Source organism: Idiomarina sp. (assembly GCF_048265525.1).
Classification (GTDB): Bacteria; Pseudomonadota; Gammaproteobacteria; order Enterobacterales; family Alteromonadaceae; genus Idiomarina.
Genome location: NZ_JBLXBI010000002.1, coordinates 272,048 through 298,751 on the forward strand (window position 1 = coordinate 272,048; position 26,704 = coordinate 298,751).

The 26,704-nt window shown below is 48.4% G+C and carries 23 protein-coding genes; 14 read left to right on the forward strand and 9 right to left on the reverse strand.

What is annotated here, in order from left to right; all coding sequences use genetic code 11:
- The first annotated feature begins 141 nt into the window (after positions 1 to 141).
- On the forward strand, positions 142 to 681 hold the full coding sequence (locus ACN0TF_RS06745) for a hemerythrin domain-containing protein (RefSeq protein WP_110013002.1): 540 nt from the start codon (positions 142 to 144) through the stop codon (positions 679 to 681).
- Here the strand turns inward: ACN0TF_RS06745 and ACN0TF_RS06750 are convergent.
- Positions 675 to 1,865 (reverse strand): murein transglycosylase domain-containing protein, encoded by a 1,191-nt coding sequence (locus ACN0TF_RS06750; RefSeq protein ID WP_417441291.1) that lies wholly within the window; start codon positions 1,863 to 1,865, stop codon positions 675 to 677. The two genes, ACN0TF_RS06745 and ACN0TF_RS06750, sit on opposite strands and share 7 nt — an antisense overlap.
- A 107-nt stretch (positions 1,866 to 1,972) precedes the next feature.
- Between ACN0TF_RS06750 and ACN0TF_RS06755 the strand changes: the two genes are divergently transcribed.
- The 5 genes from ACN0TF_RS06755 to ACN0TF_RS06775 are packed head-to-tail and all read left to right on the forward strand — an operon-like array spanning position 1,973 to position 9,082.
- On the forward strand, positions 1,973 to 4,636 hold the full coding sequence (locus ACN0TF_RS06755) for a M14 family zinc carboxypeptidase (RefSeq protein ID WP_417441292.1): 2,664 nt from the start codon (positions 1,973 to 1,975) through the stop codon (positions 4,634 to 4,636).
- A 9-nt stretch (positions 4,637 to 4,645) separates the two neighbouring features.
- The gene (locus ACN0TF_RS06760; RefSeq protein ID WP_417441293.1) at positions 4,646 to 5,308 is read left to right on the forward strand and encodes a potassium channel family protein; all 663 of its coding nucleotides are present in this window, start codon (positions 4,646 to 4,648) and stop codon (positions 5,306 to 5,308) included.
- Entirely contained in the window at positions 5,305 to 6,675 is a 1,371-nt protein-coding gene (locus ACN0TF_RS06765) for a TrkH family potassium uptake protein (protein WP_417441294.1), read from the forward strand. The genes ACN0TF_RS06760 and ACN0TF_RS06765 overlap by 4 nt, the downstream gene beginning before the upstream one ends.
- Before the next feature lie 53 nt (positions 6,676 to 6,728).
- The gene (locus ACN0TF_RS06770) at positions 6,729 to 8,621 is read left to right on the forward strand and encodes a methyl-accepting chemotaxis protein (protein WP_417441295.1); all 1,893 of its coding nucleotides are present in this window, start codon (positions 6,729 to 6,731) and stop codon (positions 8,619 to 8,621) included.
- A gap of 26 nt (positions 8,622 to 8,647) precedes the next feature.
- Positions 8,648 to 9,082: a DUF4399 domain-containing protein gene (locus ACN0TF_RS06775; RefSeq protein ID WP_417441296.1), complete on the forward strand. Its 435-nt coding sequence runs from the start codon at positions 8,648 to 8,650 to the stop codon at positions 9,080 to 9,082.
- Here the strand turns inward: ACN0TF_RS06775 and dinB are convergent.
- Positions 9,079 to 10,149 (reverse strand): DNA polymerase IV, encoded by a 1,071-nt coding sequence (gene dinB / locus ACN0TF_RS06780; protein WP_417441297.1) that lies wholly within the window; start codon positions 10,147 to 10,149, stop codon positions 9,079 to 9,081. The genes ACN0TF_RS06775 and dinB overlap by 4 nt on opposite strands.
- 84 nt (positions 10,150 to 10,233) lie before the next feature.
- Here dinB and ACN0TF_RS06785 point away from each other — a divergent pair, with 84 nt between their 5' ends.
- Positions 10,234 to 10,659, forward strand: coding sequence for a c-type cytochrome (locus ACN0TF_RS06785; RefSeq protein ID WP_417441298.1), 426 nt, complete (start codon positions 10,234 to 10,236; stop codon positions 10,657 to 10,659).
- A 221-nt stretch (positions 10,660 to 10,880) separates the two neighbouring features.
- Positions 10,881 to 13,481 carry a diguanylate cyclase domain-containing protein gene (locus ACN0TF_RS06790; protein ID WP_417441299.1) on the forward strand — a complete coding sequence of 867 codons (2,601 nt, stop codon included), beginning with the start codon at positions 10,881 to 10,883 and terminating at the stop codon, positions 13,479 to 13,481.
- Between the two features lie 7 nt (positions 13,482 to 13,488).
- Here the strand turns inward: ACN0TF_RS06790 and rep are convergent, their stop codons facing one another.
- Complete coding sequence (rep, locus tag ACN0TF_RS06795; protein ID WP_417441300.1) at positions 13,489 to 15,498, reverse strand: DNA helicase Rep; 2,010 nt, start codon at positions 15,496 to 15,498, stop codon at positions 13,489 to 13,491.
- Between the two features lie 110 nt (positions 15,499 to 15,608).
- On the opposite strand from rep, the gene ACN0TF_RS06800 reads away from it, so the two are divergent.
- From ACN0TF_RS06800 to ACN0TF_RS06810, 3 genes are all read left to right on the forward strand, one after another.
- Positions 15,609 to 15,854 (forward strand): accessory factor UbiK family protein, encoded by a 246-nt coding sequence (locus ACN0TF_RS06800; RefSeq protein WP_153849472.1) that lies wholly within the window; start codon positions 15,609 to 15,611, stop codon positions 15,852 to 15,854.
- A gap of 9 nt (positions 15,855 to 15,863) precedes the next feature.
- Positions 15,864 to 16,604 (forward strand): ferredoxin--NADP reductase, encoded by a 741-nt coding sequence (locus tag ACN0TF_RS06805; RefSeq protein ID WP_153849473.1) that lies wholly within the window; start codon positions 15,864 to 15,866, stop codon positions 16,602 to 16,604.
- Positions 16,605 to 16,671: 67 nt separating this feature from the next.
- Complete coding sequence (locus ACN0TF_RS06810) at positions 16,672 to 17,238, forward strand: hypothetical protein (RefSeq protein ID WP_011233473.1); 567 nt, start codon at positions 16,672 to 16,674, stop codon at positions 17,236 to 17,238.
- A gap of 102 nt (positions 17,239 to 17,340) precedes the next feature.
- Here ACN0TF_RS06810 and ACN0TF_RS06815 read toward each other — a convergent pair whose 3' ends face one another.
- Genes ACN0TF_RS06815 through ACN0TF_RS06835 form a run of 5 tightly spaced genes read right to left on the reverse strand, consistent with a single transcriptional unit; the run spans position 17,341 to position 21,523 of the window.
- Positions 17,341 to 17,676, reverse strand: coding sequence for a hypothetical protein (locus ACN0TF_RS06815; RefSeq protein WP_417441301.1), 336 nt, complete (start codon positions 17,674 to 17,676; stop codon positions 17,341 to 17,343).
- 57 nt (positions 17,677 to 17,733) lie between these two features.
- On the reverse strand, positions 17,734 to 18,465 hold the full coding sequence (locus tag ACN0TF_RS06820; protein WP_417441302.1) for a DsbA family protein: 732 nt from the start codon (positions 18,463 to 18,465) through the stop codon (positions 17,734 to 17,736).
- Between the two features lie 29 nt (positions 18,466 to 18,494).
- Positions 18,495 to 19,019, reverse strand: coding sequence for a protein disulfide oxidoreductase (locus ACN0TF_RS06825; protein ID WP_417441303.1), 525 nt, complete (start codon positions 19,017 to 19,019; stop codon positions 18,495 to 18,497).
- A complete protein-coding gene (locus ACN0TF_RS06830) occupies positions 19,012 to 21,093 on the reverse strand; it encodes a protein-disulfide reductase DsbD family protein (RefSeq protein ID WP_417441304.1) in 2,082 nt (693 codons plus the stop codon). Before ACN0TF_RS06830 ends, ACN0TF_RS06825 begins: the two co-directional genes overlap by 8 nt.
- A 49-nt stretch (positions 21,094 to 21,142) precedes the next feature.
- A complete protein-coding gene (locus ACN0TF_RS06835; RefSeq protein ID WP_417441305.1) occupies positions 21,143 to 21,523 on the reverse strand; it encodes a hypothetical protein in 381 nt (126 codons plus the stop codon).
- A 180-nt stretch (positions 21,524 to 21,703) separates the two neighbouring features.
- Between ACN0TF_RS06835 and ACN0TF_RS06840 the strand changes: the two genes are divergently transcribed.
- Complete coding sequence (locus tag ACN0TF_RS06840) at positions 21,704 to 23,251, forward strand: YifB family Mg chelatase-like AAA ATPase (RefSeq protein ID WP_417441306.1); 1,548 nt, start codon at positions 21,704 to 21,706, stop codon at positions 23,249 to 23,251.
- 35 nt (positions 23,252 to 23,286) lie between these two features.
- On the opposite strand, the gene ltaE is transcribed toward ACN0TF_RS06840, so the two are convergent.
- Positions 23,287 to 24,309: a low-specificity L-threonine aldolase gene (ltaE, locus tag ACN0TF_RS06845; protein WP_417441307.1), complete on the reverse strand. Its 1,023-nt coding sequence runs from the start codon at positions 24,307 to 24,309 to the stop codon at positions 23,287 to 23,289.
- A gap of 128 nt (positions 24,310 to 24,437) precedes the next feature.
- On the opposite strand from ltaE, the gene ACN0TF_RS06850 reads away from it, so the two are divergent.
- The gene (locus tag ACN0TF_RS06850) at positions 24,438 to 25,403 is read left to right on the forward strand and encodes a PLP-dependent cysteine synthase family protein (RefSeq protein ID WP_011233481.1); all 966 of its coding nucleotides are present in this window, start codon (positions 24,438 to 24,440) and stop codon (positions 25,401 to 25,403) included.
- A gap of 29 nt (positions 25,404 to 25,432) precedes the next feature.
- Positions 25,433 to 26,605, forward strand: a complete 1,173-nt coding sequence (locus ACN0TF_RS06855) for a cystathionine gamma-synthase (protein ID WP_011233482.1) — start codon at positions 25,433 to 25,435, stop codon at positions 26,603 to 26,605.
- Positions 26,606 to 26,704 lie beyond the last annotated feature (99 nt).

Consider the following 26,704-nt stretch of genomic DNA (forward strand, 5'->3'; position numbering starts at 1 on the left):
AGGTTAAAAATACCCTTATTGGTTGGGTTGATAGTACCGTGACACCCCGGAGAGTCAATAATCCTAACGGGGTAGGAGCTGGCCTGTTTGTTGCAGTCCTGACCGGAGTAAGAAACTTTATTTAGCAAACAGGAGTGACCCATGAGTACTTTCGATGACCGTTTACAGACTGCCGAGCAACAATGGCAGGACGCTTCACCCAAGCATTTGATAGAGCATATTTATCTGCGTTTTCATCAGCGCCATCGCGAACAGCTTCCTGAGTTAAAGCAATTGGCCATGCGCGTTGAAGCCGTTCATGGTGATCACCCCGAAGCCCCGGTTGGTCTGACTGAACACCTGGATAACCTGATGCAGGAGCTGGAAAGCCACATGACAAAAGAAGAACAAATTCTTTTTCCTTTGCTGTCACGTGGTGTTTATCCCGGCGGGCCAATTTCAGTAATGGAAAGCGAACACGTTCAGCATGAAGGTGAACTTAATAGAATTGACGAACTGACCAATAACTTAACGCTACCGGAAGGCGCCTGTGGTACCTGGACAGCTCTTTATAAAGGCTTAAAAGAGCTGCAGGATGATTTGCACGAGCATATTCACCTGGAAAACAACCTGCTTTTTGTTGAAAAGAAAGCATCGGCACCTGAGCACGGTAAAGACTTTTGTTGCGGTTCGTGTCAGTAACTCTGCTTAAAGTACATCACCTTTTCTAAATATCGGCGGCTCTCCGCTAACGGATGCTTAGAAGTTAAGTCCCGGTAAACAATGCCGGGCTGACTTCGGTTTATAATTTGAACCGCGTTGCTGCGGTTGGAAGAAAAGGTTTTCAGCACGTTACCGGCGCCACCATTGTACGCTGAAACAATAGCGTATTCGCGACTGCGCGGATGTTGCACACCTTTTAAGTACTGGGTGTTCAAAATGTGCAAATAGGCACTGCCAATATCAATGTTCTGAGCCGGGTCAAACAATTGTTGAGACGTGGGCTGCCCGGGAATTTTACGAACGCGTTCAAACACGTCACGTCCGGCGGTCGATGCCACTACCTGCATTAAGCCGTAAGCGTTAGCGTGGCTCACCGCATAAGGGTTAAAGCTGCTTTCGGTTTCAATAATGGCATAAATAAGCTCAGGCTCCAGGTTATAGCGTCGCGCTGCGGCTATAACGTAGTCTGCATACTGGTGTTTGCGTAGCTCCTGGTGTTCATCGACCAAAGCAATTTGAACCTCATACACCTTGTTGTTTTTAGCGCGCCGGGTGCGCAACTGGTTTTTCACCAAATACTCGGCAAAGCGATTCGCCCGCCATTCGTACTCGACGACCACATTGTCCTGGTCAACAACTTGCCCGCGCAAAAATGGTTTTCCCGTCCGTTCAGGCTCTTTATCGGTAAAAATATCAACGGCAGTGAGGTCGGTTGGCGTTAACAGCGTACGCACAATAGCGGCTTTGAGTTGTTCCCGGGTTTTGGCTGGATCATTGCTGTCATGCAATGTCGCAACGGTCAGCAGGCCCTGCTCAAAATCGACAACGGCTTTGGCATGAAAGTTATCACTGTATTTAACGTACTTTTTCGCGCTGGGAACCGTGTTTTCCTCGTCGCCCCAAATGGCTTCAGCAACGGCACGCAGGTCGCGCAAAGCCTCGCGTAAGTCCTCAATGTCGCTAATAAGCAGTTGTGGGTTGCTGCGGTAGCTATGCAAACGTTCACGTGCCATAGATTCCACCACGGCGCTTGGGTTGCTACCGCTAAGCACGCCGGAATTGACCACGCGTTTTACGTTATTAGGTGTTATTTGGCATCCTGCCAAAATTAGCGTTGTGGTTATAGCGGCCAGCAGAGTGGTTAATTGAGTCTTTTTATTCATAGCGCCTAAATTGAGCTTCACTTCCCTTGTTCAAGCTTTTACATTAGAGAGACATAAAAAGAAACCCTAAGCACAGTTTAAAAGTGCATAAAACAACAGGAATGAAGATGCGCAGTCTCAAATTTGCGGCGCTGATAGCCGCCTCATGGTTGGTCATGCCGACTCAAGCACAACAACTCTCGGGCGAGAGTTCGTTACTCCCCGAAGCGAACTACAGTAATTCAGAAGTGACTGTTGAGCAGGTCCTGGGTTATCCGCTTGGCACTAAAATTACCAGCCCGGCCGACATGAGCCGTTATTTTGAAGCTCTGCAGCAGGCTTACCCCAAACAAGTAAAATTGCTTGAGTACGGCAAAAGCTGGGAAGGGCGTACGCTTTATTACGCGGTTATTTCCAGTGAAGACAATATGGCTGACTTTGACGGTTTTATGAAGGGCATGCAGGCCTTAGCCGACCCGCGCAAAACCGACAGCGATAAGGCTGAGCAGTTAATTGACGAATTGCCCGGTAGCATCTGGCTGTCCTATGGCGTTCACGGCAATGAAATTTCGTCACCGGAAGCCGCTATGGTAACCGCCTATCATTTGCTGCATGACCAGCGTGAGCAGACCCAACGCTGGTTAGATAACACCATGGTATTCATTGACCCACTGCAAAACCCGGACGGGCGTGCCCGCTTTGTGGATCGTTATTACATGAGTGTTGGGCTTGAGCACTCAGGCGATCGCCGCAGTGCGGAGCACAACGAACCCTGGCCTAACGGACGCACGAACCACTACCTGTTTGATATGAACCGCGACTGGATAGCACTGACTCAGCCTGAAATTAGCGGGCAAATAGATGCTTTATTAAAATACTATCCGCTGGTGTTTGTTGATCTGCATGAGATGGGTGGCGATTCCACTTATTACTTCACCCCAGAGGCTCGGCCTTATAATCCACTGATTACCGAGTCACAACGCGAAACGCTGAACTGGATTGGTAAAAATAACGGCCAGTGGTTCGACGAAAAGGGCTTTGATTATTTTACCCGCGAAATTTTCGATGCGTTTTACCCGGGCTACGGTGCCAGTTGGCCGCTGTATCAGGGCTCAGTTGCAATGACCTACGAGATGGCTTCAGCGCGCGGGCATTTGTTTGACCGTACAGACGGTGACGTACTGACCTACGCCGACGGTGTTCAGCAGCATTTTATAGCGTCTATCTCGACGATTCAGACAGTTTCTGAGCGTCGCGAAGCCTTATTGCAGAAGTTCTGGGAATACCGCAAGTCAGCGGTTGAAGCCGGCGAAGACGGTGATGTCCGTTCTATTATTCTGCCCGCCAAGGACGACCCGGCTGCCGCACGTAAACTGGCTTCTTTACTGGTTGAACAGGGTGCAGAAGTGAAGCAGGCGGAAAAGGCGTTTGATGTGTGCGGTACTGATTATGAAGCTGGTGCTTATATCATTGATATGGCACAACCTGCACACCGCATGATACGCACCTTAATGGATAAACAGGTGGATATGGCGGATGACTTCCTGGCAGAGCAGGAGCAGCGCCGTAACAATAACCTGCCGGATCAAATTTACGACGTGACCGGTTGGTCTCTGCCGTTGATGTTCAATGTCGACAGCCACACGTGTGATGACTTACCTGACGTTGCTACAGCCTTTGTAGAAGAAGGTCGTATTGAGCCTGGCAAAGTGACTAACCCGGACGCCAAAGTGGCTTTTTTGGTTCGCTGGGGTGACATGAATGCAGGTCGTTTCCTCGCTGCTGCATTGCGCGAAGGTTTAGAGGTTCGCCAAAGCGAATTAGCCTTTACCCACGAAAGCGCTGGTGAATTCCCCAGTGGTTCATTGATTTTAACCCGCGCAGACAACCCTGATGGTTTGCAGACTAAATTACAAAAGCTCGCTGAGGCGTCAGGCGCAACCGTTGAAGGCGTTGATACAAGCTGGATGACTGAAGGGCCTAACTTTGGTTCGCACAACGTAAGCAAACTGGAAGCTCCGAACATTGCTATTGCCTGGGATGAGCCGGTTAGCCCTTACAGTGCAGGGCATACCCGCTTTGTGATTGAACGCCAGATGGGTTATCCGGTAACAGCTATTCGTACCATGCAGTTATTGCAAGATGACCTTAATGGTCTGGATGTTCTGATATTACCGCAAGGCGCATACTCCGGCGTGCTTAACGACAAAACCGTTGAGAAGATCCAACAGTGGGTGTCAGACGGTGGTGTGTTGCTGACCTTAGGCAGCGCTTCTGCCTGGGCGGTTGAAACCGGTCTGCTTAATACCCAGCTGGAACGCAAAGTGCCGGAAGAAGGCGTTACTGAGCCTGATGAAGAAATTAAAGTAGACGGTAAAGTGATTGAAAGCCGCGAGCAGTTCTTAACGGAAATAAAACCGCACGGCGCTGACCCCGACTGGGTGCCGGGTGCTTTGCTAAATACCGAAGTAGATACAGACCACTGGTTAAGCGCCGGTGTTAAACCGCAGGTTGTGAGTATTTATAACGGTAACGACGTATTTACCCCCATTGATATTGATCACGGTCGCAACATTGCGTGGTTTGCTGGCGCGGATAGCCTGTTAGCCAGTGGCTTTTTGTGGGACGATATAGCTCAGCAATTACCTTACAAACCGCTGTTAATGTGGCAGCCAAGCGGTAAAGGCATGATTATCAGCTTTACTCAGGAACCCACGTACCGTGCCTATATGGACGGCTTAAATACCTTGCTGATGAACGCCTTGTTCCTGGCACCGGCAAAAGCACAATAGGAGTCTGACATGGCAGAATTTGGCGTCATAGGTTTAGGGCGTTTTGGTGCCCGAACTTCAAAAGAACTGCTCGATCTTGGGCATCGTGTCATAGGCGTTGATTCGAACGAAAAAGCCGTTGAAGCAATGGCGGATGTGTTAACGCATTCTGCCATTGCCGACGTGACCGATGAAAAAGCTTTGGAAGAACTCGATTTAACCAACTGTGAAGTGGTTCTGGTTGCTATTGGGGAAGATCTGCAAGCCAGTCTATTGTGTGTTTTGCACCTGAAAACAATTGGTGTAGAAGAAATTTGGGCAAAAGCGACCTCTAAATCCCACCATCAAATTTTATCAAAACTGGGTGTAAAGCGTATTATTCATCCGGAAGAAGAAATGGGAATAAGGGTAGCGCAGTCGCTGAATTACCCTATGGTTAATGAATACATGTCGCTCGGGCACAATTGGTTCTGTGTCGAAATTAGTATTGGTGAGTATTTAAAAGGAAAAACCCTGAACGACATCATGCCCGATGACAGTGAGTTCTTTCATGTATTATTAATAAAACGACGTGATGAAGTGACAGTAAGCCCGTCACTATCGATGACTCTGGAAGGTAATGAGACCCTGGTTATGGCGGGCAGTTTAAAAGCGTTAAAATCCGTTGCACCTAAGCTAAAAGAGTCTTCATGAAACAGTGGGCATCCTCACTAGCATGGTTGTATCGTCGCCCCGGGCGTAAAAGACGTAGAGCTTTTAAAGCCAGCCCTCCGGTTATTCTTTCCGGTGGGTTTGCCTGTCTAATTTTATTAGGCACTTTACTCTTAAAGTTACCGTTTTCAACTGAACAGCCAATAACCTGGTTAGAGAGTCTGTTTACCGCAACCTCAGCCGTTACCGTGACCGGACTGGTCGTTGTCGATACTGGAGCGACTTACACGCCTTTTGGAATGAGTGTTTTGGCTCTGCTGATTCAGGCGGGTGGTTTAGGCTTTATGACTTTTGCGGTATTGGCTGCTATTTCGATAGGCGGTCATGTCGGGATTCAGCATCAGGTACTGGCAAAAGAGGCTATGCAGCAAACCAGTCTTGCCAGCATTGGCCGTACGGCAAAAGCGGTGGTATCGCTGGCGCTGATTGTTGAGGCTATAGCTGTGGTTGGCCTGACATTAACCTGGTGGCAGGAAAAAGGTTTCGTGGACGCCTTTGCTGAAAGTATTTTTTACGCTATTTCCGCTTTTAACAGCGCAGGCTTTGTTTTGTCTCCTAACGGTATTGTGGATTACGCCAGTAGTATTCCGGTTAACCTGATCATCAGCATTTTATTCGTTATAGGTGGTTTGGGCTTTTCGGTCATTACTAATATTTACGAAAAGCGGCGTTGGTATAAATTCTCGGTTTATACCCGCGCTATTTTGTGGGCGACATTAATTATTAATGTATTGTCGGTTGCTATTATTTGGCTGCTGGAAATGAACAACCCGGCAACCTTTGCCAATTTAAGTCTTGGTGACCAGGCGATGGCGGCGTGGTTTCAGGCTACTACGCCTCGCTCCGCAGGCTTTAATACGGTTGATACCGGAGCAATGACCGACGCTAGTGCTGTTTATACTATGCTACTGATGCTAATCGGTGGCGGTTCAATGAGTACCGCAGGTGGCATAAAGTTAGGAACTTTTATTGTTTTGCTGGTCGCCACTTATGCTTTTCTTCGTCGTCGTGAGTATGTGACCCTATTGAACCGCACGGTACCTCAGGAACTGGTTATGAAAGCTCTTGCGGTCACTTTGGTTACCCTTACTTTGATGTTTCTGGGGATATTTACCCTAATGATTTTGAATCCGCTGCCGTTTATAGATATAACCTTCGAAGTTTTGTCGGCTTCGGCAACGGTTGGATTATCTCGTGGAATTACCGCAGAAGTGACATCGGCAAGTCAGTTGGTATTGGTGTTTTTGATGTTCGCGGGCCGTGTTGGACCGTTAACTCTGGCGTATTTTTTGGCTACACCAAGAAAACGGCATATACGCTTTCCGGAAACCGATATTCAAGTGGGATAATTTGTTGGTAAACGCATGATCATATAAGAAAGATAACAAGAGAAGCTCCGAAGATGCTGAAAAAATTAAAGTTCACGCAAAAGGTCATTATTGTTGCGTCGTTGATACTGGTACTCGTGCTGGGAGTCTTCACGCTGACCAACTTTTTGCAGATGTCGAATCAAACCCGCAGTAATTTGCAGCATCAAATGCAGGCTTTGTCTGACTCAGTATCAAACAATATTTCGCAGTGGTTTGATGATCGCATGAGCATTGTTCAGGCAACCGCGAATGCCTACCATGTTGATGATTCCACAGACCGTGCTCTAGAGCGGGTTCAACAATCCAAAGCCGCTGGTAAGTTTAAAAATGTGTATTACGGTTTGCTCGACGGTACTTTTCTGCTCGATGATCCCAGCATCGACCTGCCGGACGATTACGATGCCCGCGGCCGTCCCTGGTACCAGCTGGCGGTTGATGAAGGGCAGCCAACCTATACCGCGCCTTATATAGATGTCACAACCAATGAATTGACCATTACTGCGGTGGTACCCATGCGTCGCGATGGCCGGCTGGTGGGAGTTGCCGGTGGCGATATGATGCTGGATGAGATTTCTAACATTGTTAACGACATCGATTTTATGGGGCTGGGTTATGCCTTCTTAGTTAGCGGTGATCGAAATATTCTGGCACACCCCAACAAAGACTGGATTGAAAAATCTGTGAACGATTACGCTGGTCAGTCAGTTGCTTTTAGCTCTGATTTTTCCGAATACCGTATTGATGGAGCAGACCGCCTCGTGTCATTCCATAAAATAAAGGGTATTCAGGGAGTTGAATGGTATCTGGGAGTGGTTATTGACCGTGAGCAGGCTTACAGCAACGTGTCATCCTTTGCCTGGACCGCCATTGTTTACCTGGTTATTGGCATTGTGGCGGTAGTGGTGTCATTAACCTGGTTACTACGCTTATTGCTTAAACCTTTGCGTCGCCTAAATGAGGCCGTAACCGATATGGCTCGCGGAGAGGGTGACTTAACACAGCGGCTGCCGGTTGAATCCGACGACGAGTTTGGCCTTGTTTCACGCCGTATGAACGAGTTTATTGAGAAAATCCAGCAAGCCTTGCTGGAAGTGAATGCGGCGGCACAACAAGTGGAAGGCAATATTCGCAGCATGGTTAAGGCAAGTGACGATTCAATGGACATAGGCAGTGAACAGGCCGGAAAAGCCAGTTCTGTTGCAACGGCGGTGAATGAACTGGGTGCGAGTGCTAATGAAATTGCCGAAAATGCTGCAAAAGCCTCTGAACAGGCAAGCTCTGGTACCGAAAAAGCGTCATCTGCCAGAGATTCATTGCAACACAACCGACAACAAATTCAGCACTTGTCGGAGCGCATGGATGCCTCCAGCCAGGCAATTCATACCCTGGATGAAGACACACAGAACATTGGTAAGATCATTGAGGTTATTAAAGGCATAACAGAGCAAACTAACTTGCTGGCTCTAAATGCGGCTATTGAAGCGGCACGAGCAGGGGAAGCCGGTCGCGGTTTTGCGGTGGTTGCGGATGAAGTGCGCAGTCTGGCTCAGCGAACTTCGTCGTCGGCGGGCGAAATTGAAACCATGATAGAACGGGTCAGAGCCGGAACGCGCAGCGTTGTTCAGGTTATTCAGGAAAGTCAGGAAATAAGCAGTGCCTGCGTGTTAAGCGCGGAAGAGTCTGCTGAGCACATGTCTGAAATTAACGCTATCATTGTAACTATTGATGACGTGAACCACTCAGTAGCGTCGGCAACAGAACAACAGACTTCAGTGATCCAAACGCTTGATCGTGACATTATGGATATTAGCAGTATGAACGATCAGAGTGTCGACAATCTAAATAATACCAAGCAGGCTTGTCGCGAGCTGAATACGGCATTTGAACGCTTGGAACAATTGGTGACACAGTTTAAACTGAATTGATCGAAATCAACTATTGGAGCAAACCTATGAACAAAGCATGGATGATTGGCGCCATAGCACTACTTGGCGGACCTGTTCTGGCAACAACGGCTCAGGCAGTAGAACGTACAGAAGCATCAGAGCAAGCCCAGGCTTATATTATTTCTCCGCAAAATGGTGAAGTGGTTGGTAAAACCTTTAAAGTGAAGTTTGGCTTAAGTGGTATGGGTGTAGCACCCGCGGGTGTTGACGTAAAACACACCGGGCATCATCACTTGATGATTGATAAAGACGAACTGCCAGCCATGGACAAGCCTATGGGCGGTGACGTGACTCATTTTGGTGGTGGTCAGACAGAAACGACCGTGACCTTAGAGCCGGGTGAACATACGCTACAAATTATCTTAGGCGACAAGAACCACGTACCGCATAACCCGGCCGTGGTGTCAGAAAAAATCACTGTCACAGTGAAAGAAGACTAATCCAGCTCGAGTTCGAGTTGTAATTGCTCGTTGGGGTCAGGCAATGTTGCACTGATCCCCAACAGCCTTACCCCTTTTCCTTTCCCACGTTGCCAGGCTTCATCTAATAACTGATAAAACAGGCTGGGTGAAATAAACTGAGCACTACGGGAGACCGTTGTTTGTGTGAAGTCCGAGAATTTCAGCTTTAGTGTCTGGCTACGAATGGGCTGCTCACGCCAGTGAGTGATTTTCATTCGTTGACGCAGTTTCGGTAATAAATTGTCCTGAACATAAGCCTGAGCTGTCGATTCCAATCGCATATCCGTTGCCAGGGTTTGTTCAACCCCAACACTTTTGCGAATGCGCTCTGTAACAACTTCGCGGCGATCCCGCCCATGGCAGCGCTCAAATAGTACATACCCGGCTTTATCACCAAGAATGGCCTGTAATTGCTGCAATTCGATATTCTGGATGTCTTTTCCTGTGGTGAGTCCATAGTTAGTGAGCACTTGCTGACTTTTAGGTCCAACACCGGGGATTTGTTTGAGGTTTAATGCCGCAATGTAGTCCATAACTTCCGCCGGACGAACCACAAACTGACCATCGGGTTTGCGCTCTTCGCTGGCAATTTTGGCCACCATTTTCTGGTTTGAAATGCCGGCAGAGCCGGTTATTCCCAGAGTTTTAATTTGGTCACGAACAAAGTTCATGGCCAAAGTTGCGCTGCCTTTAAAGCCTTCCAAATGAGTTAAGTCCAGATAAAACTCGTCGATAGAAGCCGGTTCAATGCGGGGAGTTAATTCATGCAAAATGTCCAGAACCTTATTGGACAGTTCGCGGTAGTAGTTGCCGTCGGGTCGTATAAAGGTTAACTGCGGGCACAAACGGCGGGCATGACTACCCGGCATCGCGCTTTTAACGCCAAACTGACGAGCCAGATAATTTGCTGTTGCAACAACCCCCCGTTCACCACCGCCACCGACAGCAAAAGGGCGTGTTTTAAGGCTTGGGTCGCGTAATTCTTCAGCCGAAGCAAAGAACGCATCCAAATCCAGCAAAGCTATTTTGCGAGCAATTTCAGCCAAGTGTTTATCCTTTGCACATTTGTGGTTATAATCGCATCCACTAACTGGGCGTGCAAGAACACCAGCCATTTGTAGGAGAAACCAGTGAAAGCTATGAATTCATTTTTCGTTAAGAGCGTTTTAGGCACCATTTCAATGCTGTTTGCGCTAAGTATTAGTGCGGCATCAGTGCAGGATGATATGTCACGTGAAGCAATTGCCGAACGTATTAAACCTGCAGGAAAACACTATGTGGCTGGTGAAAGCAGTGCCGCGGAAGAAAGCAGCGGACCGCGTTCAGGCCAGCAAGTTTACGATAAGTATTGCACTGCCTGCCATACCAGCGGTGTTATGGGTGCTCCTAAAATTAACGAAGCGTCTGACTGGCAAGAACGTTTAGACCAGGGTATGGAAACGGTATTGAAGCACGCAGTAGAAGGCTTTAATGCCATGCCGCCTAAAGGAACCTGTAGCGACTGCTCAGAAGAAGAAATTCAAGCTGCAATAAATTACATGACTGAAGAAATTTAGTTTTATTTGCATCTTCAGTAACAAAAGGCCACCACCCGGTGGTCTTTTTTGTGTCAATCGACGTTAATTCGCTCTCTTAACTTCCTTCGCTAATTAATTTTTAACCAGATCTTTTCTATTTTTTGACACAGGTCTATACTGTACGACTGTTACTAAACGCAACAAGTGTTAACAAAATGTATTTCGCGGCAAGGAGTGTCAGTGTCTAAGGTTGAACCTGAATGACAGACCGTACGCATAGCGAGGAACAGCTTCAGAATATAAAAACTGAAAATGAACGCTTGCACAAAGTCATCGCCCGACTAAAGGGGTTGACCCAAAAGTATCGGTCTGCTGAAGTCGTACAAAAAGCGCTGTTCCGAATATCGGAACTGGCGGCTTCTGCGCGCGAAATGGACAACTTTTATCAGTCTCTGCACGAAATTATCGGCGAACTGATGTACGCCCGTAATTTTTATATTTGTCTTTACGAACCTCAGGAAGAGCTGGTCGATTTTGTTTATTTTGTCGATGAAATTGATCAGGACACCTTATTTGAACGCATACCTATAGAGCAATTGAAGAAAGGCTTAACGGGTTATGTTTTGCGAAAAGGCCAGTCTTTGCTTTGCCCGCCGGAAGTGTATCAGCGCTTAATTGATAACGCCGAAATAGAAGGTTTAGGGGCAGAGCATCAGGACTGGTTAGGTGTTCCGTTAAAACGTGGTGACGTGACCATAGGTGTTATGGTGGTGCAGAGCTACAGCGCTGACGTTCGTTATGACGCCTCAGATGAAGATTTGCTTACCTTTGTATCGCAACACGTAGTGAATGCGCTCGAACGTTTAAAGCAGCGCGACTTAATGCAAAGCGAAATAGAGCACCAGACAGCTGAACTACGCCATGCGAATGAAAGCTTAATGAGCGAGATTACCATTCGTGAAAGGGCTGAGCAGCAAACCTCGGTGCTCTTTGCTATTTCTGAACTGACCAATACCTCTGACGATATGAATGCCTTTTATCGACAGTTGCATAGACAAATCGGTAAATTGATTCATGCCGACAACTTCTTTGTCGCGCTTTTATCAGACGATAAAAAGTTTATACACTTTCCCTACCATGTGGATGAAACAGGCGCTAAAGCCGAACGCCGACGAGCTGGTAAAGGTTTAACCGAATACGTTATTAAGATGCGTGAACCTGCCTTTATCGATGCTCCTGTACGTCAAAAACTGCTGAAGAAAAACGAGATAGAGCTGGGCTACGGTGGTATGAAGCTGGCTAAGCAATGGCTCGGTAGCCCCTTAATGATGAACGGGCAGGTGTTTGGGGTTATAGCGGTCCAGACCTACGACGGCGACTTTTTATATCATAGCGATGATTTAGAGCTGCTGAACTTCGTTTCGCAGCACGTTGCCGTGGCCATTGACAGAAAACGCTCAGCGGAAGAAATTCAGCGAGTGAACCAGTTCCTCGAAAAGAAAGTGGCGGAGCGTACCGAAGAGCTGGTGTCCGAAATAGAACGACGGAAAAAAACCGAATCCAGCTTATTCCACGCAGCGCACCACGATAACCTGACCGGCTTACCTAACCGCATATTGTTCAATGAACGTTTGCAGCAGGCCGTGGCGCATAAACGACGGCACCCTGAGCACCATTTTGCGGTGCTATTTGTTGACCTGGACCGCTTTAAAAATATAAACGACACGCTTGGGCACTCTGCCGGCGATGAGTTCTTGCTGGAAGTCAGCAAGCGTATTGGTGACTGCGTACGTGACAACGATATGGTGGCGCGCTTAGGTGGTGATGAATTCGTTATTCTGCTGGATACCATTACCAGTATTGATGACGCCAAAGACGTTGCCAAGCGCATGATCCAGCAAATGAGTGAGCCTTTCCATCTGAACGGACAGGAGCATTACTCCGGCGCCAGTATCGGCATTGCCGAGTGTCTGGAAGAAACTGATTCGGCTGAACGGCTGTTACGCGACGCAGATGCAGCCATGTACCAGGCTAAAGGTATGGGTCGCGGGCGCTACGTATTATTTGATGACAGCATGCATGAAAACTTAGTGGACAGTGTTCGTAAGGAAACGGCGTTGCGCCATGCTAAAGTTGAGAAAGATTTCGCTGTCAGTTTTCAGCCAATAGTGAATTTAATGACAGGCGAGGTCAAAGCCGTAGAAGCTAAATTGGTGTGGGAAGACCCGCGCTACAGCTTTAAAAGTGAAGAGTTGTTACCTCTGGCCGAGCGCACCGGCCTTATTGTGAAGCTTGACCGCTTTGCTTTACGGGCAGCCAGCCAGTGGCTTGTTGAAAATAGTGCCAGTGCTGAAACTATGCTGCACCTGAATTTATCTGTGCGTCATTTATTGAAAACCAGTCACTTGAATGAGCTGGTGAATATTGTGAGTGAAAGCGGTGTTAAACCAGAGAATATCGCACTGGAGTTTGATGAAACCGACCTGGTCAGAGACGGCCGCCGGGTACTGGCCAGTTTAAGGCGGCTTTCCGAATTTGGCTTTAAGCTCGTTATAGACAACTTTGGCAGTGGCTCCGGGCCGCTTCAGTTCCTGTATAACTTTCCGTTTACCATACTTAAGTTGGATCATCATTACATTGCCCGGCTAAGCAGTAATAACCGGGCGCAGGCCATGTTAAAGCACATTGTTACCTTGTGTCATGAGCTCGATATTGCTGTTTATGCCGATGGACTGGAAACTGAAACGCAAAAAAATGATGTGGAAAAGCAAGGTGTTATTATGGGGCAGGGCAGCTTCATTGACGAAAACTATGAAGGCACTGTAGCCAAAGACGACGACACCTCTTCCGTATCAGCTTAGTTGTGCGCTACTTTTTCAGAGCGTTTTTCAACATTTCCAGGCCCTGACTTCGTTGCTCTTCACGTTCCTCGTCAGATTTTTGCTTGCGATGTTCCCATTCTAAATCGTCTTGCGGTAATTCCAGCAAAAAGCGGCTGGGTTGTGGTTCCGTTTTTTCTCCAAACTGACGGCGCTCCTTAGCCATAGTAAAGACTAACTTATGCTGGGCGCGGGTAATGCCGACGTAAGCCAGACGGCGTTCCTCTTCAATGTTATTTTCATCAATACTGCTTTGGTGCGGTAACAGGCCTTCTTCCATGCCCACTAAAAACACTTGTGGAAACTCCAGACCTTTAGAGGCGTGCAAGGTCATTAGCTGCACCTGTTCAAACTGCTCGTCGTCTTCGTTACGGGACATCATATCGCGCAGCGACAAGCGACTGACCACCTGATTCAATTCCATGGGTTCATGTTCGGCGTCGCCTTTTAGCATGTCCGATACCCAGCGGTGGAGTTCGTACACGTTTTTAATCCGCATTTCGGCGGCTTTCGCGCTGGGGCTTTGCTCAAACAGCCAGTCTTCGTAGCCAATTTCGCTCAGCAGTTGTTTTACCGCGTCACTGGCGTCTTCCTGATGATCGGCGCGGCGGGCCAGGGTATCTATCATGTTGCGGAACACGTCCACATGTTGAAACACACCGGTACTAAGCTGCGTTTTTAAATGGGGCGACTGACAGGCTTCAAATAAGCTACAGCCTAACTCCTGCGACAAACGGCCAATACGCTCAACGGTCTGCGGGCCAATGCCGCGCCGCGGGGTATTAATAATGCGCAGAAAGGCGGTGTCGTCGGTTGGGTTCACCAGTAACCGCAGGTACGCCATAATGTCTTTGACTTCCGCGCGCGCAAAGAACGACTGACCACCGGTAATTTTATACGGGATGCGGTTGTTCATCAGAGCTTTTTCAAACAGACGCGACTGGTGATTACCCCGGTATAAAATGGCAAAGTGATGATACGGCGTTTTGCGAAGGAACCGCTGTTTTACAATTTCGGCAACCACGCGTTCCGCTTCATGCTCTTCGTTACGACCAAAAATAACGCTTATCGGCTCGCCGTACTGCATTTCCGAGAACAGCTTTTTCTCAAATACGTGCGGGTTGTTTTCAATGAGAATATTTGCGGCTTTCAGAATACGCCCGTGCGAGCGATAGTTTTGTTCCAGCTTAACCACGTCCAGTTGTGGGAAGTCCTGCTTCAACAAGGCCAGGTTTTTAGGCTGTGCGCCCCGCCAGGAATATATCGACTGATCATCGTCGCCTACCACGGTAAAACGAGCGCGTTCGCCCACCAGTAATTTAACCAGTTGGTACTGGCTGGTGTTGGTGTCCTGATATTCGTCCACCAATAAATACTGAAACTTTTTCTGCCAGCGTGCGCGGGCGTTTTCGTTGGTCGCCAGTAACTGCGTTGGCAGGCGGATCAAGTCATCAAAGTCCACGGCATTACAGGCGCTCAGGTTATTCTGGTATTGCTGGTAGACCTGCGCGAAGGCTTTTTCCTGATCGTTTGACGCCTTTTGTAGAGCCAACTCCGGCGACAGCATGGCGTTTTTCCAGTGGCCTATCTGGTGCTGACAGGTTTGAATCAGCGCTTTGTCGCCCTCAAATACATTTTCAGTCAGGGCGTTAAGCAGGGCGTAGGTGTCCTGGTCGTCAAATAATGAAAAGCCGGGCTTAAACCCCAGGGTGCTGAGTTCCCGACGAATAATATTTAGCCCCAAAGTATGAAAGGTGCACACGGTTAAACCGCGCAGCTGCGCTTTCGGCAAGGTTTGCGCAATACGCTCTTTCATCTCTTTGGCGGCTTTATTGGTAAAAGTCACTGCACCAATTTGCCGGGCGGTGTAAATTTGCTGGCGGATCAGGTACGCAATTTTCTCCGTTATTACCCGGGTTTTGCCACTACCGGCGCCGGCAAGCACCAATAAAGGGCCCTGGATGTAATGTACAGCCTGGTTCTGGCGATCGTTCAGCATGGGCGCCGCGGAGTTCCTGATTCGTGAAAAAGCTGATAAGAAGCTCGGATTTTACCTGAATCTCCTGCTAAGCTAAACGCATAAGCAACGATTTACACAAAGAGAGACTTATGGACAACAAAACAATAGAGAATATTGCTCGCCAAATTAACGACAGCATGCCATCCGGCGTGAAAGAACTAGCCGGAAACATGGAACAGCGCGTTAAACAAACCTTGCAGTCACAGCTGTCAAAACTGGATTTAGTCACCCGCGAAGAGCTGGATGTGCAGCAGCAAATGTTACTGCGCCTGCGCGAGCGCGTGGAGTTGTTGGAAAAAGAGCTGGAAGCGACCAAGAACCAGAACAAGGACTAAGTCAGCCGTATGATCCAATGGATTAGTGGAAAAGTTGTCGAGAATTACCGTTGGAGTTCTGGCGTTTTCAGTTTAAGAGTTGTGGCTGAGCCGTTTGATTTTAAGGCTGGACAGTTTGTGCGTTTGGGTTTGAATATTGGTGGTGAACAGTTGTTGCGCGCCTATTCACTAGCCAGCGCTCCGGACGAAGCCATACTGGACTTTGTGATTGCTGAAGTGGAAGATGGCGAGGTCAGTACCAAGTTAGCTCAGTTACAGCCGGGTGACAGCGTGGACATAACTCAGCCCGCAGGTGGCTTTTTCACGCTGGATGAAGTGCCGGACGGCGACAGCTTGTGGATGCTTTCTACCGGAACCGGCATTGGTCCGTTCATTTCTATGCTAAGAACCGAAAAGCCGTGGGAACGATTTAAACGGATTAATCTGGTGCACGGTGTACGCGTGGCAGAAGACCTGGTTTATCAGGGGCAAATAGAGCAGTGGCAACAAGAATACCCCGGGCAGTTAGGCTATCAACCGGTGATTACCCGTGAAAACATTCCCGGAGCTCTCTCTGCGCGCATTCCTGAACTGATCAACTCAGGACAGTTAAGCAACGCACTTGAAACGCCGTTAGACACTAGCGCGCAAGTCATGCTTTGTGGTAACCCCGACATGATAAAAGAGTCACGCGCTGCGCTTGCGGAATTAGGGCTTGCCAAAAACACCCGCCGTAAGCCTGGTAATGTGACCTCTGAAAATTACTGGTAATTTTACTTTCGAATATTAAAGTTGCCCAATAATTCGCCGATATAAAGGGTTAACACAGGAGGTGTTTATGAAACCTTTAACCATCAGTGATTTCTCGTTCACCATAAAAAAACCATCATCGACAGTGGTAGCCGAGCCCACAGAAAAGCCGAAAGTAAACGAGACTAAGCCTCCGGAGCCTGCGATTGATACCTCAAAGCTTACCGATGAGCAGGCGGAGAAGTTCAAAGGACTGTTGTCGGTTGATCCCGAAAATGCCAAAGACATAACCGTTGAAGAATATATTGCTCTGGCTGAGAGCGTAATGACGTTTAAAGAAGAGACGATAGAAGGTTATTCTCGTGTTGATGATCCATTAAGCCTTTCTGCAGGTGTACTAAAAGTACGTTTACTTTTCCCTGAAAAGGGAGATATATCAGATAGAAAAGTAGCTAATGTGTTTGAAAATAGCCAAGAATGGGCAAATCGACAATATGCGGAACACTCAAGCTATTCAGACGCTGTAAGGATAGCGGATAAGAATTTAGATACGATGACTGAGTTTCTTATGGGGGAGAATATAAGGAATCTTCAGGCTCAGGCTTTAGAATTACTACCTGAAGAAGGAGGCTTTATTATTGACGAACATGCGTGAGTTTTATCAATCAATAGATAAAGAGGCTCTTTCTGAGCCCCTTGAAACGTGACCTGTCAATCTGATTAAGGATGAGTCAGGTTATTGTTTTTTTAAATGATGCTAACGAGTATAGCCGTATTCATATTCAAAGGAACCGGAGCCATCACCACCACCTAGATTTTCTACAGCCCAATAATAAGTCCCCGCCGGCGGATAACCGGTCGTTCCATACAATCCGCTTGAAATTACTTCTACGCCATCTGTTAGGTAAACTCGAAAATTAGCTCCGGCAACATTGTCGGTTATCTGAAACGTCTGATATTCACGTGCACACTCCGGATACACAGTGAATGATGCAATAATATCGATACCATCAGAAACGTCGGTATGAGTATAACCAGCCGAATAAACGGTTCTGCAAATAAGTTGAGGTTGGATTTCTCCTTTTATTCTCAAAGCGTACTTTCGCCGAGTTTAAAGGAGCTTTTAACAAGCTCCCTATCTATTTATCGATTAATCCAAGTCAAATTGCTTTTCGGCTATGGCCTCAAGCTTGTCATAAGGAATGTAACCAGGTGTTACCTGCTGACCAATGATAATAGTCGGTGTGCCGCGAAATCCTAAGTCGCGAAATGCTGACATATTTTTGCGAATAACTGCCTCGTTCTCGCCGGATGGTGACAAAAAGGCTTCGGTACCCGTGACTTGCGCAACGCTTTGTAGCGAGTCAGCGGTGTGCATGCCCGACTTTTTCATCATTAAGTTGTGAGCTTCAAAGAACGCCTTAGGGTCATTGTGCCACAGGTTCAGTCCATAGAGTGCTGAGTTGGTTTTGAGCCCATCGACCTGCTGTTGGCGTAAAGGCACAAAAATGTTCACAACCTGAATAGACGGGTATTCCTCAATCAGTTTATGAAGGCCAGGCTCTAATTTCTTGCAAAACGGGCAGTTGTAGTCGGTAAATACAATGATTTTATGCGGCGCATCTTGGTCACCTAAAACCGGATGTGCCGCCGACTGATACAGCCATTCCTGATGGTTAGCAATGGCGTTTTTTTGCTCACTTTGCTGTTCTAAAAAGCGCTGTAAGCCTCTGTGAATGTTTGGAATAAGCTCCGGATTCTCACGCAATAGCTGTTCGACTTTTTCCAAGTCTTGTTCTTGTTGTGGGTTTAAATCTTGCGCAAATACGTTGCTGCTAAAGATAAAAGCAACGATGAAAAACGTTTTATAGATAAAATTCATACAACTTTCCTACTTAAAAATGAGTTACTTCAAAAAAACTGGTGAAACCAAAGACGAATAAACAAACCGGGAGGTGTTGTGACTCCGGCTGTCGCCGAAACAATGTCACCGTTTTCAATAATGATGATGGTTGGCGTGGCAGATACCTGCCAGCCATTTGAGACGCGGTTGAGGTTGTCGTTAACAATAGGAAACTCATACCCTTTCGCCTGCGCATAGCGCGTCAGCTTGTCATTGTCGCCGGAACGCAATGCCACACTTATGGTCGGGTAGTGGTTGCCTACGTAGTCGACCGTGGGCGATACCGCGGGGCAAACAGGGCACCAGGTCGCCCAGAAGTACAAAACGACCGGGCCGTCCTTACTCATTTCGCGTAAGTTATATTGTTCACCGTTTATGTCCGTTAATGACGAAAGCTCGGCCGGAACAGATTCCGGCACGTCACTATTACGAAAAGCATCAACAACGAAGGCCACTGCCGAGAACAGCACAATATAAAGCGCTGCGGTTCGTAGCCGTTTTGCCCAGGACGTTTTGGCTTTGCTCTTACTCATGGGCATCCTCCAGCGCGTCTATGACTTTGTCTTTACTGAGCACTACGGGCAGGGTTATGCCGTCCGGAGCGCCGGGTCCATAAACTTTGTTAAAGGGCACACCAAAGGTATTGTTAGCCTTTAAGTATTGGGTAATGCTCTCGTTGGCTTTGGTCCAGTCGCCACGCAGGCGGGTGACATGCTCCCGACCTAAGGCAGTGAATACCGGGTCTTGCAGTAATACGCCCACTTTATTGGCCTGGCAGGTGATACACCAGTCTGCGGTCACATCCACAAATACGGTTTGGCCAGTGGCAACGGCTTTATCAATACGCTCTTGCGTTAACGGCTGCCACTGGTGGTCCTGCGGCAGTTTGTTGACCCAGCGGTCCGCGGTAAGAATTAACGTCGTACCGACAGCGGCAGCTAAAACTAGAAAGCCGCCAATAGATAAAAACAGCGGCCTGCGGCCATGTACTTTACCAATAATCACCAATGTCAGAATCGATAAACCGACGATAAGCGCCAGGAATACTTCATTGCTGATAAAGTTTTTCAGCAAGGTTATCAGCCAGACGGAGGTTGCCAGCATCATAATGGCGAAAATGGGTTTCACCCATTGCATCCAGCGACCGGGTTTGGGCAGTAATTTCGCAGTTTTCGGAAACACGGCTATAAATAACCAGGGGCATGCCATACCAACCCCGAAAGCGGCAAAAATCAGCAGAATAACTGATGATTCAGCAGCTAATGCAAAGGCTACCGCGGTACCTAAAAAGGGTGCTGTACAAGGTGTCGCCAAAACCGTTGCCAGCATGCCTTGCAGGAAATGCCCTTTGTAGCTGTTATCGCCGGCGGCCGCAGCACTGGTGCTTAAAGAGGACGGCAATTTAAACTCAAAGGCGCCCATTAAGTTCAGTGCGAATACCCAGGTAATAGCAACCAATGCGGCAATGAAGTAGGGATTTTGAAACTGAATTCCCCAACCGACAGAACCGCCTGACCAGCGAAGCGCCATAAGCCCCAGGGCAATGATAAGAAACGAGCTGATAATACCCAGTGACGACGCAAAAAACTGCTTACGCACGACCTTCGGCTCTTGTGCACCGGACAACATCAGGCTTTGAACTTTCAGGCCTAATACCGGCAACACGCAGGGCATAATGTTCAGAATAAGTCCACCAGCTAACGCCATAAGCAAAATAGCCCAAAGCGGGGGAGCGTTATTAGCAATAGTGCCTGCGGTTAGCTCGGTCTTATATTCAGCGGCAAACTTTTCATCACTAACCGTAGTGATGAGCTCAGCGCTGCTAAGGTCCGGCAGTTTCAGCCAGTGGCTAACCTCAATATTCGCCGTGAGCGTATTTCCTTCCACCTGAATATTCGGTGATGAAAATTCTGCATCGGCCAGAGCTTCGCCGCTGCTGTGTATAAATAGCTGAGGATCTTGCCAGCCACCGTCGCGCTCAATGGTCAGTTGAATGTGTTGGTTTGCGTCGGACCAAATAGCCTGCTTGACGTTATTGCTGTCGTATTCGCGAGGCACCTTGCCCATGGCCTGATTAAAGGCAAACGCGCGATCACTGTCGACGGTCAGGGTGTCCAGATCAACTTGCAAGTCAATTGGGTAGTCCGTTAAAACACAAACGGTGGTACAGGACGACATAGTCAGCGTACCGCTAATGTGCGCCTGTCGGGCATCCGGGCTTAGCTGTATCATTAGCGGAAAGGTCAACGCCCCCTGATACCCAACGGTATCAATACCCTGAATGTTGTAGCGTGAAGGAACCGGCCAGCGCCATTCAATATCGTTAATATTGGATGATTTAGTCCAATCAAAGGTTGGCGGTATGCCGCCTTCGCCCGGTGAACGCCAGTAGGTTTTCCAGTCTTCATCCAGCTCAACATGCAGCAGGGCGGGTAGCAGATTCCGCTCAGCCTCATAGTGGCCGATAAGTTCTAGCTTCACCGATACCGGCGGATGGTCTTCATGACTGAGCCAGCCAGTAGACGGTGTTTCCGCTAAGCTTTGGGCGCTATAAAGCAGCAGCGCAGCAATAAGCGATACGAGCCATAACGGTAAAATTTTATTCATACATTACTCCTGAAGTTAGTATTCCAACGATGAAAATCCGTTGGAAGTGCTACTCCAGAAAGCAACAAAAGACGGCGTGGGGTCGCCTTTTACAGGAAAAGAAAAAGAGTGGGGGCGCTAACTGCTTGTTAACAGTGGTCTTCAGCGCCAAAGTCAGAAGAACAAAGAAGGATAGTGCCGCGTAAGTGATGTCGGACTGGAACTGCTGTAATAAATGCGCTGTTTTGTCGCAGTCGGCCTTAGCGCTTTCGTGTTTTGCTCCTAAATCTGCATGGCTACCGGCTAGCTGTTCAGCCGCGGGTGCGCCCTGATGCTTAGGACAGCCTTCCAGCCAACCAAAGTTTTGTCCCCAACACAGTGAAAAAACCAGCAATAGCAAGGGTGCTATATACCGACCTTTTCGACACTGTTGATTCAGCTGATGGAACATGTTTTTTGGTGACCCTTGGTTATTCGTCTTGTTCTTAAGTAAGGAAAGGATGATGACAGAAGTGGGTACAAAAGCAAGTGGAGAAGGAATGATATCGGTCATTGCTTGAAGTGCTTAGCTTACAGACAGGAACTTTTCTCAAGCTTATAGTTACGGCGTTGTTTAGTCATGGAGAGACAGATGGCGTTAGCGCGAGTTTATACCCGGGCATTGATAGGTATTCATGCGCCGGAAATTCGGGTTGAAGTGGATCTGGCAAGGGGAATGCCAGGATTTACTATGGTTGGCATGCCTGCAACTACAGTAAAAGAGGCTCGGGATCGGGTCAAAACCGCTTTGATGAACGCGGGGTTTGAATATCCACCGGCCACGCGTATTACCGTCAATTTAGCGCCGGCCGATATACCGAAAACCGGGGCACGTTATGACTTAGCTATAGCGGTTGGCATTTTGGCGGCTTCGGGGCAGATACCGGACGCTATTCTGGAGCAGGCGGAATTTTATGGTGAGCTGGCGTTAACCGGTGAGTTGCGTGCGGTAAATGGTTTAATCCCAGCCTTATTGGCGTGTCGTAATAAAAAGCGGCAGGCGTTTGTGCCTATTGCTAACGAGCAGGAAGCCGGGTTAGTACGGGAGCAAAAAAGCTGGCTGGCGGCGGACTTGGTCAGTGTTTATGAACATTTGCATGATCACCAGCCACTGAGGGAATCAAAGCCGATAAATTGGGCAGAGGAATCATCGAACGATGATGGTGATTTAGCCGATGTTGTAGGGCAGGAGCAAGCTAAGCGCGCCTTGTTGTTATCTGCGGCAGGTAAGCACCACTTGTTGTTCGTCGGGCCACCGGGAACCGGTAAGACCATGCTGGCACAACGTTTGAATGGGATATTGCCAGCCTTAACTGAGCAGGAAGCTATGGAAATTGCGGCGGTTAAGTCGGTGTCTTTTGATTATCATCATGCGGAGGCGTTAACACGGCGCGAGTTGCGAAATCCGCACCATACCTGTACAGCCGCTGCGCTTGTGGGAGGTGGGACAGGTAACTCTGTTCGTCCGGGGGAAATATCCTTAGCAAACAATGGGTTATTATTTTTAGATGAGATGCCCGAGTTCAGTCGACATGTATTGGACTGCTTACGTGAACCACTCGGAAGCGGTGAAATTACCATTAGTCGTGCAGGATACAACGTCAAATTCCCGGCTAACTTTCAGCTGGTTTGCGCGCTGAACCCTTCTCCTTGCGGTCAATTCGATGGCTCCTTAGCTAACTGCCGGTCCACACCAGATCAAATCTTAAAATACTTAAGTAAACTCTCAGGACCGCTGTTAGATCGTATTGATATACAGGTGATGGTGCCCCGAGAGAGCGAGTCTATGAGTTTAAAGGGGGCAACTAAGCACAAGACTCAGCCCATGACCTCATTACAAGCAAAAAGCTTAGTCGAGAAAGCTCGGCATCGCCAACTAATGCGACAAGGTTGCTTAAACAGCGAGTTAAAACCAAAAGTGTTAAAGCAGATATGTTTTTTGTCTGAACAAAGCGAAGCTTTTTTGGCAAAAGCGGCCGAGAAAATGAAATTGTCGCATCGGGCCTATCACCGAACACTTCGTTTAGCCCGAACCATTGCCGATTTAGCTGAGAGTGACGCCATTGAGCAGCAGCATTTAGCCGAAGCTCTCAATTACCGAGCCCTAGATCGACTCATTGATCAGGTGCAAAGCTTGTAGCCTGACGCTATTGCGTCAGGCTACGGGATGCAACCTCAGCGCTCGCTACTAAGCCACTGTTTAAACAATTCAACGAAACGCTCCAACTGTTCGCGGCTGACATTCAGGTGGCACACCAGTCGCAGTTTCTGGCCGCCGGGCAGTTTAATATCATTCTCAGTCATCAGTTCCCGTAGGCTGTCTGCCGGTAAACCGTCCGGTAGCTCGACAAAGGTCATGTTGGTACCGGAATAGCGGACTTTGGCTTCGGTACCTGCCAGCAACTCAGAAAGTTGTTCAAACAACCATTTCGCGTTGTCGTGGTCTTGCTGTATACGCTCAAACTGATGCGTTAACGCGTAATCAATGGCTACGGCAACAAACCCGGCCTGACGCATACCGCCGCCGACCATTTTGCGCCAACGGCGAGCGCGGGCGATTAAGTCTTTCGAGCCTGCCAGCAGTGAACCAATAGGCGCGCCCAAGCCTTTTGAACAGCACAAAGACACGCTGTCGAAAGGGGCGGCGAGTTCCGCCATGCTGCGGCCGCTGGCAATAGCAGCGTTGGGCAAGCGCGCGCCGTCTAAATGCATGGACAAACCATTCTGGCCGGTCAGAATACGGGCTTTATCAAAATAGTCCTGGTCTATTAACTGCCCGCCGTGGGTATTTTCAAAGGCCAGCAAGCGGGTGATAGGAAAGTGCGGGTCGTTGGGTTTTATACGCTTTTCAATAGTTTCAAGCGACAAGGTTCCGTCCGCTTCTACTTCTACCGTCTGTGGCACTATGCTGCCTAAAACTGCAGCGCCGCCGGCTTCGTAGCGGTATGTGTGATATTCCTGGCCCACAATGTATTCTTCGCCATTACGGCAGTGGCTCATTAACCCCAGTAAGTTACTTTGGGTACCCGAGCTGCACAGCAAAGCATCTTCTTTACCCAGCAATTCAGCCACCCGCTTTTCCAGCGCGTTAATTGACGGGTCTTCACCATAAACATCATCACCGACGGTCGCTTCGGCAATGGTGGTGCGCATAGCAGCGCTGGGAAGGGTTACGGTATCACTGCGTAAATCCAGCATAACAGCCTCATTTTGGGGTTAGTTATAACAACTATCATCCGGTTCTAAGCGCAAGGTTGTTTAGCGAGCTCAGTCAAGGGATAATGGCCTAATATTGAACCAGACACTCGACAACAAAGCGAGCCAATATGAAAGTTTTTAATAATGTAATGGAAATGGTCGGCAACACGCCAATGGTGCGCGTTACCAATATGGACACCGGCCCGTGCGAGCTGTATTTAAAACTCGAGCTGCAGAACCCGGGCGGCTCAATTAAAGACCGTATTGCGGTGGAAATGGTTGAACAGGCTGAAAAGCAAGGCAAATTAAAGCCGGGCGATACCATTATTGAAGCGACTGCCGGTAATACCGGGCTGGGTCTGGCGTTAGTGGCGGCGAGCAAAGGTTATCCGCTGAAAATTGTTATGCCGGACAAAATGAGCCAGGAGAAAGTAAACAACCTGCGTGCTATGGGTGCCGAAGTGGTACAGACGCGCTCCGACGTACAAAAAGGCCACCCTGAGTATTATCAGGATATGGCAGCGCGCATGGCGGAAGAGAACGGTTATTACTATGTTAACCAGTTTGAGAATCCGGCAAACGTCGATGCTCACTACAAAACCACAGGTCCGGAAATTTGGGAACAAATGGAAGGTAAACTGGATGCGTTCGTTTGTGGTGTTGGCTCTGGCGGAACCTTAACCGGTGTTGGCCGTTATTTACGCGAACAAAAAAGCGATATCGACTTAGTATTGGCTGATCCGGCAGGCTCTATTTTAGAACCATTGGTTAACCGTAACGAAGAAGTGGAAGCAGGCAGCTGGTTGGCCGAAGGCATTGGTGAAGATTTTATCCCGACCATTTGTGACATCAAATTAGCCAATACCGCGTTTGCCATTTCTGATAAAGAAGGCATGCAAACCGCGCGTAAAGTACTGGAAAAAGAAGGCGTTATGGTGGGTTCATCAAGCGGTACTTTAATTGCAGCGGCACTGCGTTATTGCCAACAACAAACCGAGCCAAAACGCGTTGTGACGCTAGCTTGTGATACGGGTAACCGTTACCTGTCCAAGCTGTTCAACGACGACTGGATGCGTGAGCAAAACCTGCTGTAATACTTGTTGTAAATTAAGGAACCTGAATCATGGCAAATGAAAAAACAATGAAATTCGCGACGCGCGCCATTCACGGCGGGCAGTCTCCGGAGCCTGTTACCGGTGCGGTAATGCCTCCTATTTTTACCAGCTCTACTTATGCTCAGGAAAGCCCGGGCCAACACAAAGGTTTTGAGTATTCACGCTCACACAACCCCACGCGTTTTGCCTGGGAGCGTTCGGTTGCATCGCTGGAAGGCGGCAAGCAAGGGCTGGCTTTTGCGTCTGGCATGGCAGCAACCTCGACCATTCTGGAGCTGCTGGATAGCGGCGACCACATCGTTGCTATGGACGACTTATACGGCGGTAGCTTCCGCTTATTCGACAAAGTGCGCGGACGCTCTGCTGGACTGAAATTCTCTTATGTCGACTTAGCTGATTTAAGCGCAGTGGAAGCCAGCATTCAGGACAATACCCGGATGATTTGGGTAGAGACGCCAAGCAACCCGATGCTGAAACTGGTCGACATTGAAGCCATAGTTAAACTGGCTAAGAAAAAGAACCCGGACATTATTGTGGTTGTGGATAACACTTTTGCCACGCCATTTAACCAGCGTCCGCTGGAAATGGGCGCAGACATGGTTATGCACTCAGCAACCAAATACTTAAACGGCCACTCTGATATGGTCGGCGGTATTGCGGTTGTTGGCGACAATGACGACCTGGTTGAGCGTATGCTGTTCTTACAGAACTCAGCAGGTGCTATTGCCGGTCCGTTTGACTCATACCTGGCACTGCGCGGCGTGAAGACGTTGGCATTGCGTATGCGTCATCACAACGAAGCGGCAATGGAATTAGCCAAGTGGCTTGAGCAACACCCGAAAGTGGAAAAAGTCATTTACCCGGGGCTTGAAAGCCACCCTCAGCACGAGTTGGCTAAAAAGCAGATGCAGGGCTTTGGCGGCATGATTTCTATTTTACTGAAAGGTGATTTAGAAGCGGCGCGCAAATTCCTGGAGTCGGTAGAAGTGTTTGCTCTGGCGGAAAGCTTGGGCGGCGTTGAATCACTGATTGAGCACCCGGCTATTATGACTCACGCATCGGTTCCAAAAGAGAATCGTGAGAAGTTAGGCATTCTGGATAACTTCGTGCGGGTGTCTGTTGGTATTGAAGATCTGGATGATCTTAAAGCCGACTTAGACAACGCGCTTAATGCATTTTAATCGCTATTAACGATTAAAAATTCAATATTTAATATGTAAAACCGGCCTCTTGGTCGGTTTTTTACTTTTAATTTCATGGGCTTATACAAAGTTTTACAG

Excerpts from the sequence above, each read along its gene's own strand:
- ACN0TF_RS06745 (WP_110013002.1), top strand. The coding sequence starts at position 142 with ATGAGTACTTTCGATGACCGTTTACAGACTGCCGAGCAACAATGGCAG.
- ACN0TF_RS06750 (WP_417441291.1), bottom strand. The coding sequence starts at position 1,865 with ATGAATAAAAAGACTCAATTAACCACTCTGCTGGCCGCTATAACCACA.
- ACN0TF_RS06755 (WP_417441292.1), top strand. The coding sequence starts at position 1,973 with ATGCGCAGTCTCAAATTTGCGGCGCTGATAGCCGCCTCATGGTTGGTC.
- ACN0TF_RS06760 (WP_417441293.1), top strand. The coding sequence starts at position 4,646 with ATGGCAGAATTTGGCGTCATAGGTTTAGGGCGTTTTGGTGCCCGAACT.
- ACN0TF_RS06765 (WP_417441294.1), top strand. The coding sequence starts at position 5,305 with ATGAAACAGTGGGCATCCTCACTAGCATGGTTGTATCGTCGCCCCGGG.
- ACN0TF_RS06770 (WP_417441295.1), top strand. The coding sequence starts at position 6,729 with ATGCTGAAAAAATTAAAGTTCACGCAAAAGGTCATTATTGTTGCGTCG.
- ACN0TF_RS06775 (WP_417441296.1), top strand. The coding sequence starts at position 8,648 with ATGAACAAAGCATGGATGATTGGCGCCATAGCACTACTTGGCGGACCT.
- ACN0TF_RS06790 (WP_417441299.1), top strand. The coding sequence starts at position 10,881 with ATGACAGACCGTACGCATAGCGAGGAACAGCTTCAGAATATAAAAACT.
- rep (WP_417441300.1), bottom strand. The coding sequence starts at position 15,498 with ATGCTGAACGATCGCCAGAACCAGGCTGTACATTACATCCAGGGCCCT.
- ACN0TF_RS06800 (WP_153849472.1), top strand. The coding sequence starts at position 15,609 with ATGGACAACAAAACAATAGAGAATATTGCTCGCCAAATTAACGACAGC.
- ACN0TF_RS06805 (WP_153849473.1), top strand. The coding sequence starts at position 15,864 with ATGATCCAATGGATTAGTGGAAAAGTTGTCGAGAATTACCGTTGGAGT.
- ACN0TF_RS06810 (WP_011233473.1), top strand. The coding sequence starts at position 16,672 with ATGAAACCTTTAACCATCAGTGATTTCTCGTTCACCATAAAAAAACCA.
- ACN0TF_RS06820 (WP_417441302.1), bottom strand. The coding sequence starts at position 18,465 with ATGAATTTTATCTATAAAACGTTTTTCATCGTTGCTTTTATCTTTAGC.
- ACN0TF_RS06825 (WP_417441303.1), bottom strand. The coding sequence starts at position 19,019 with ATGAGTAAGAGCAAAGCCAAAACGTCCTGGGCAAAACGGCTACGAACC.
- ACN0TF_RS06830 (WP_417441304.1), bottom strand. The coding sequence starts at position 21,093 with ATGAATAAAATTTTACCGTTATGGCTCGTATCGCTTATTGCTGCGCTG.
- ACN0TF_RS06835 (WP_417441305.1), bottom strand. The coding sequence starts at position 21,523 with ATGTTCCATCAGCTGAATCAACAGTGTCGAAAAGGTCGGTATATAGCA.
- ACN0TF_RS06840 (WP_417441306.1), top strand. The coding sequence starts at position 21,704 with ATGGCGTTAGCGCGAGTTTATACCCGGGCATTGATAGGTATTCATGCG.
- ltaE (WP_417441307.1), bottom strand. The coding sequence starts at position 24,309 with ATGCTGGATTTACGCAGTGATACCGTAACCCTTCCCAGCGCTGCTATG.
- ACN0TF_RS06850 (WP_011233481.1), top strand. The coding sequence starts at position 24,438 with ATGAAAGTTTTTAATAATGTAATGGAAATGGTCGGCAACACGCCAATG.
- ACN0TF_RS06855 (WP_011233482.1), top strand. The coding sequence starts at position 25,433 with ATGGCAAATGAAAAAACAATGAAATTCGCGACGCGCGCCATTCACGGC.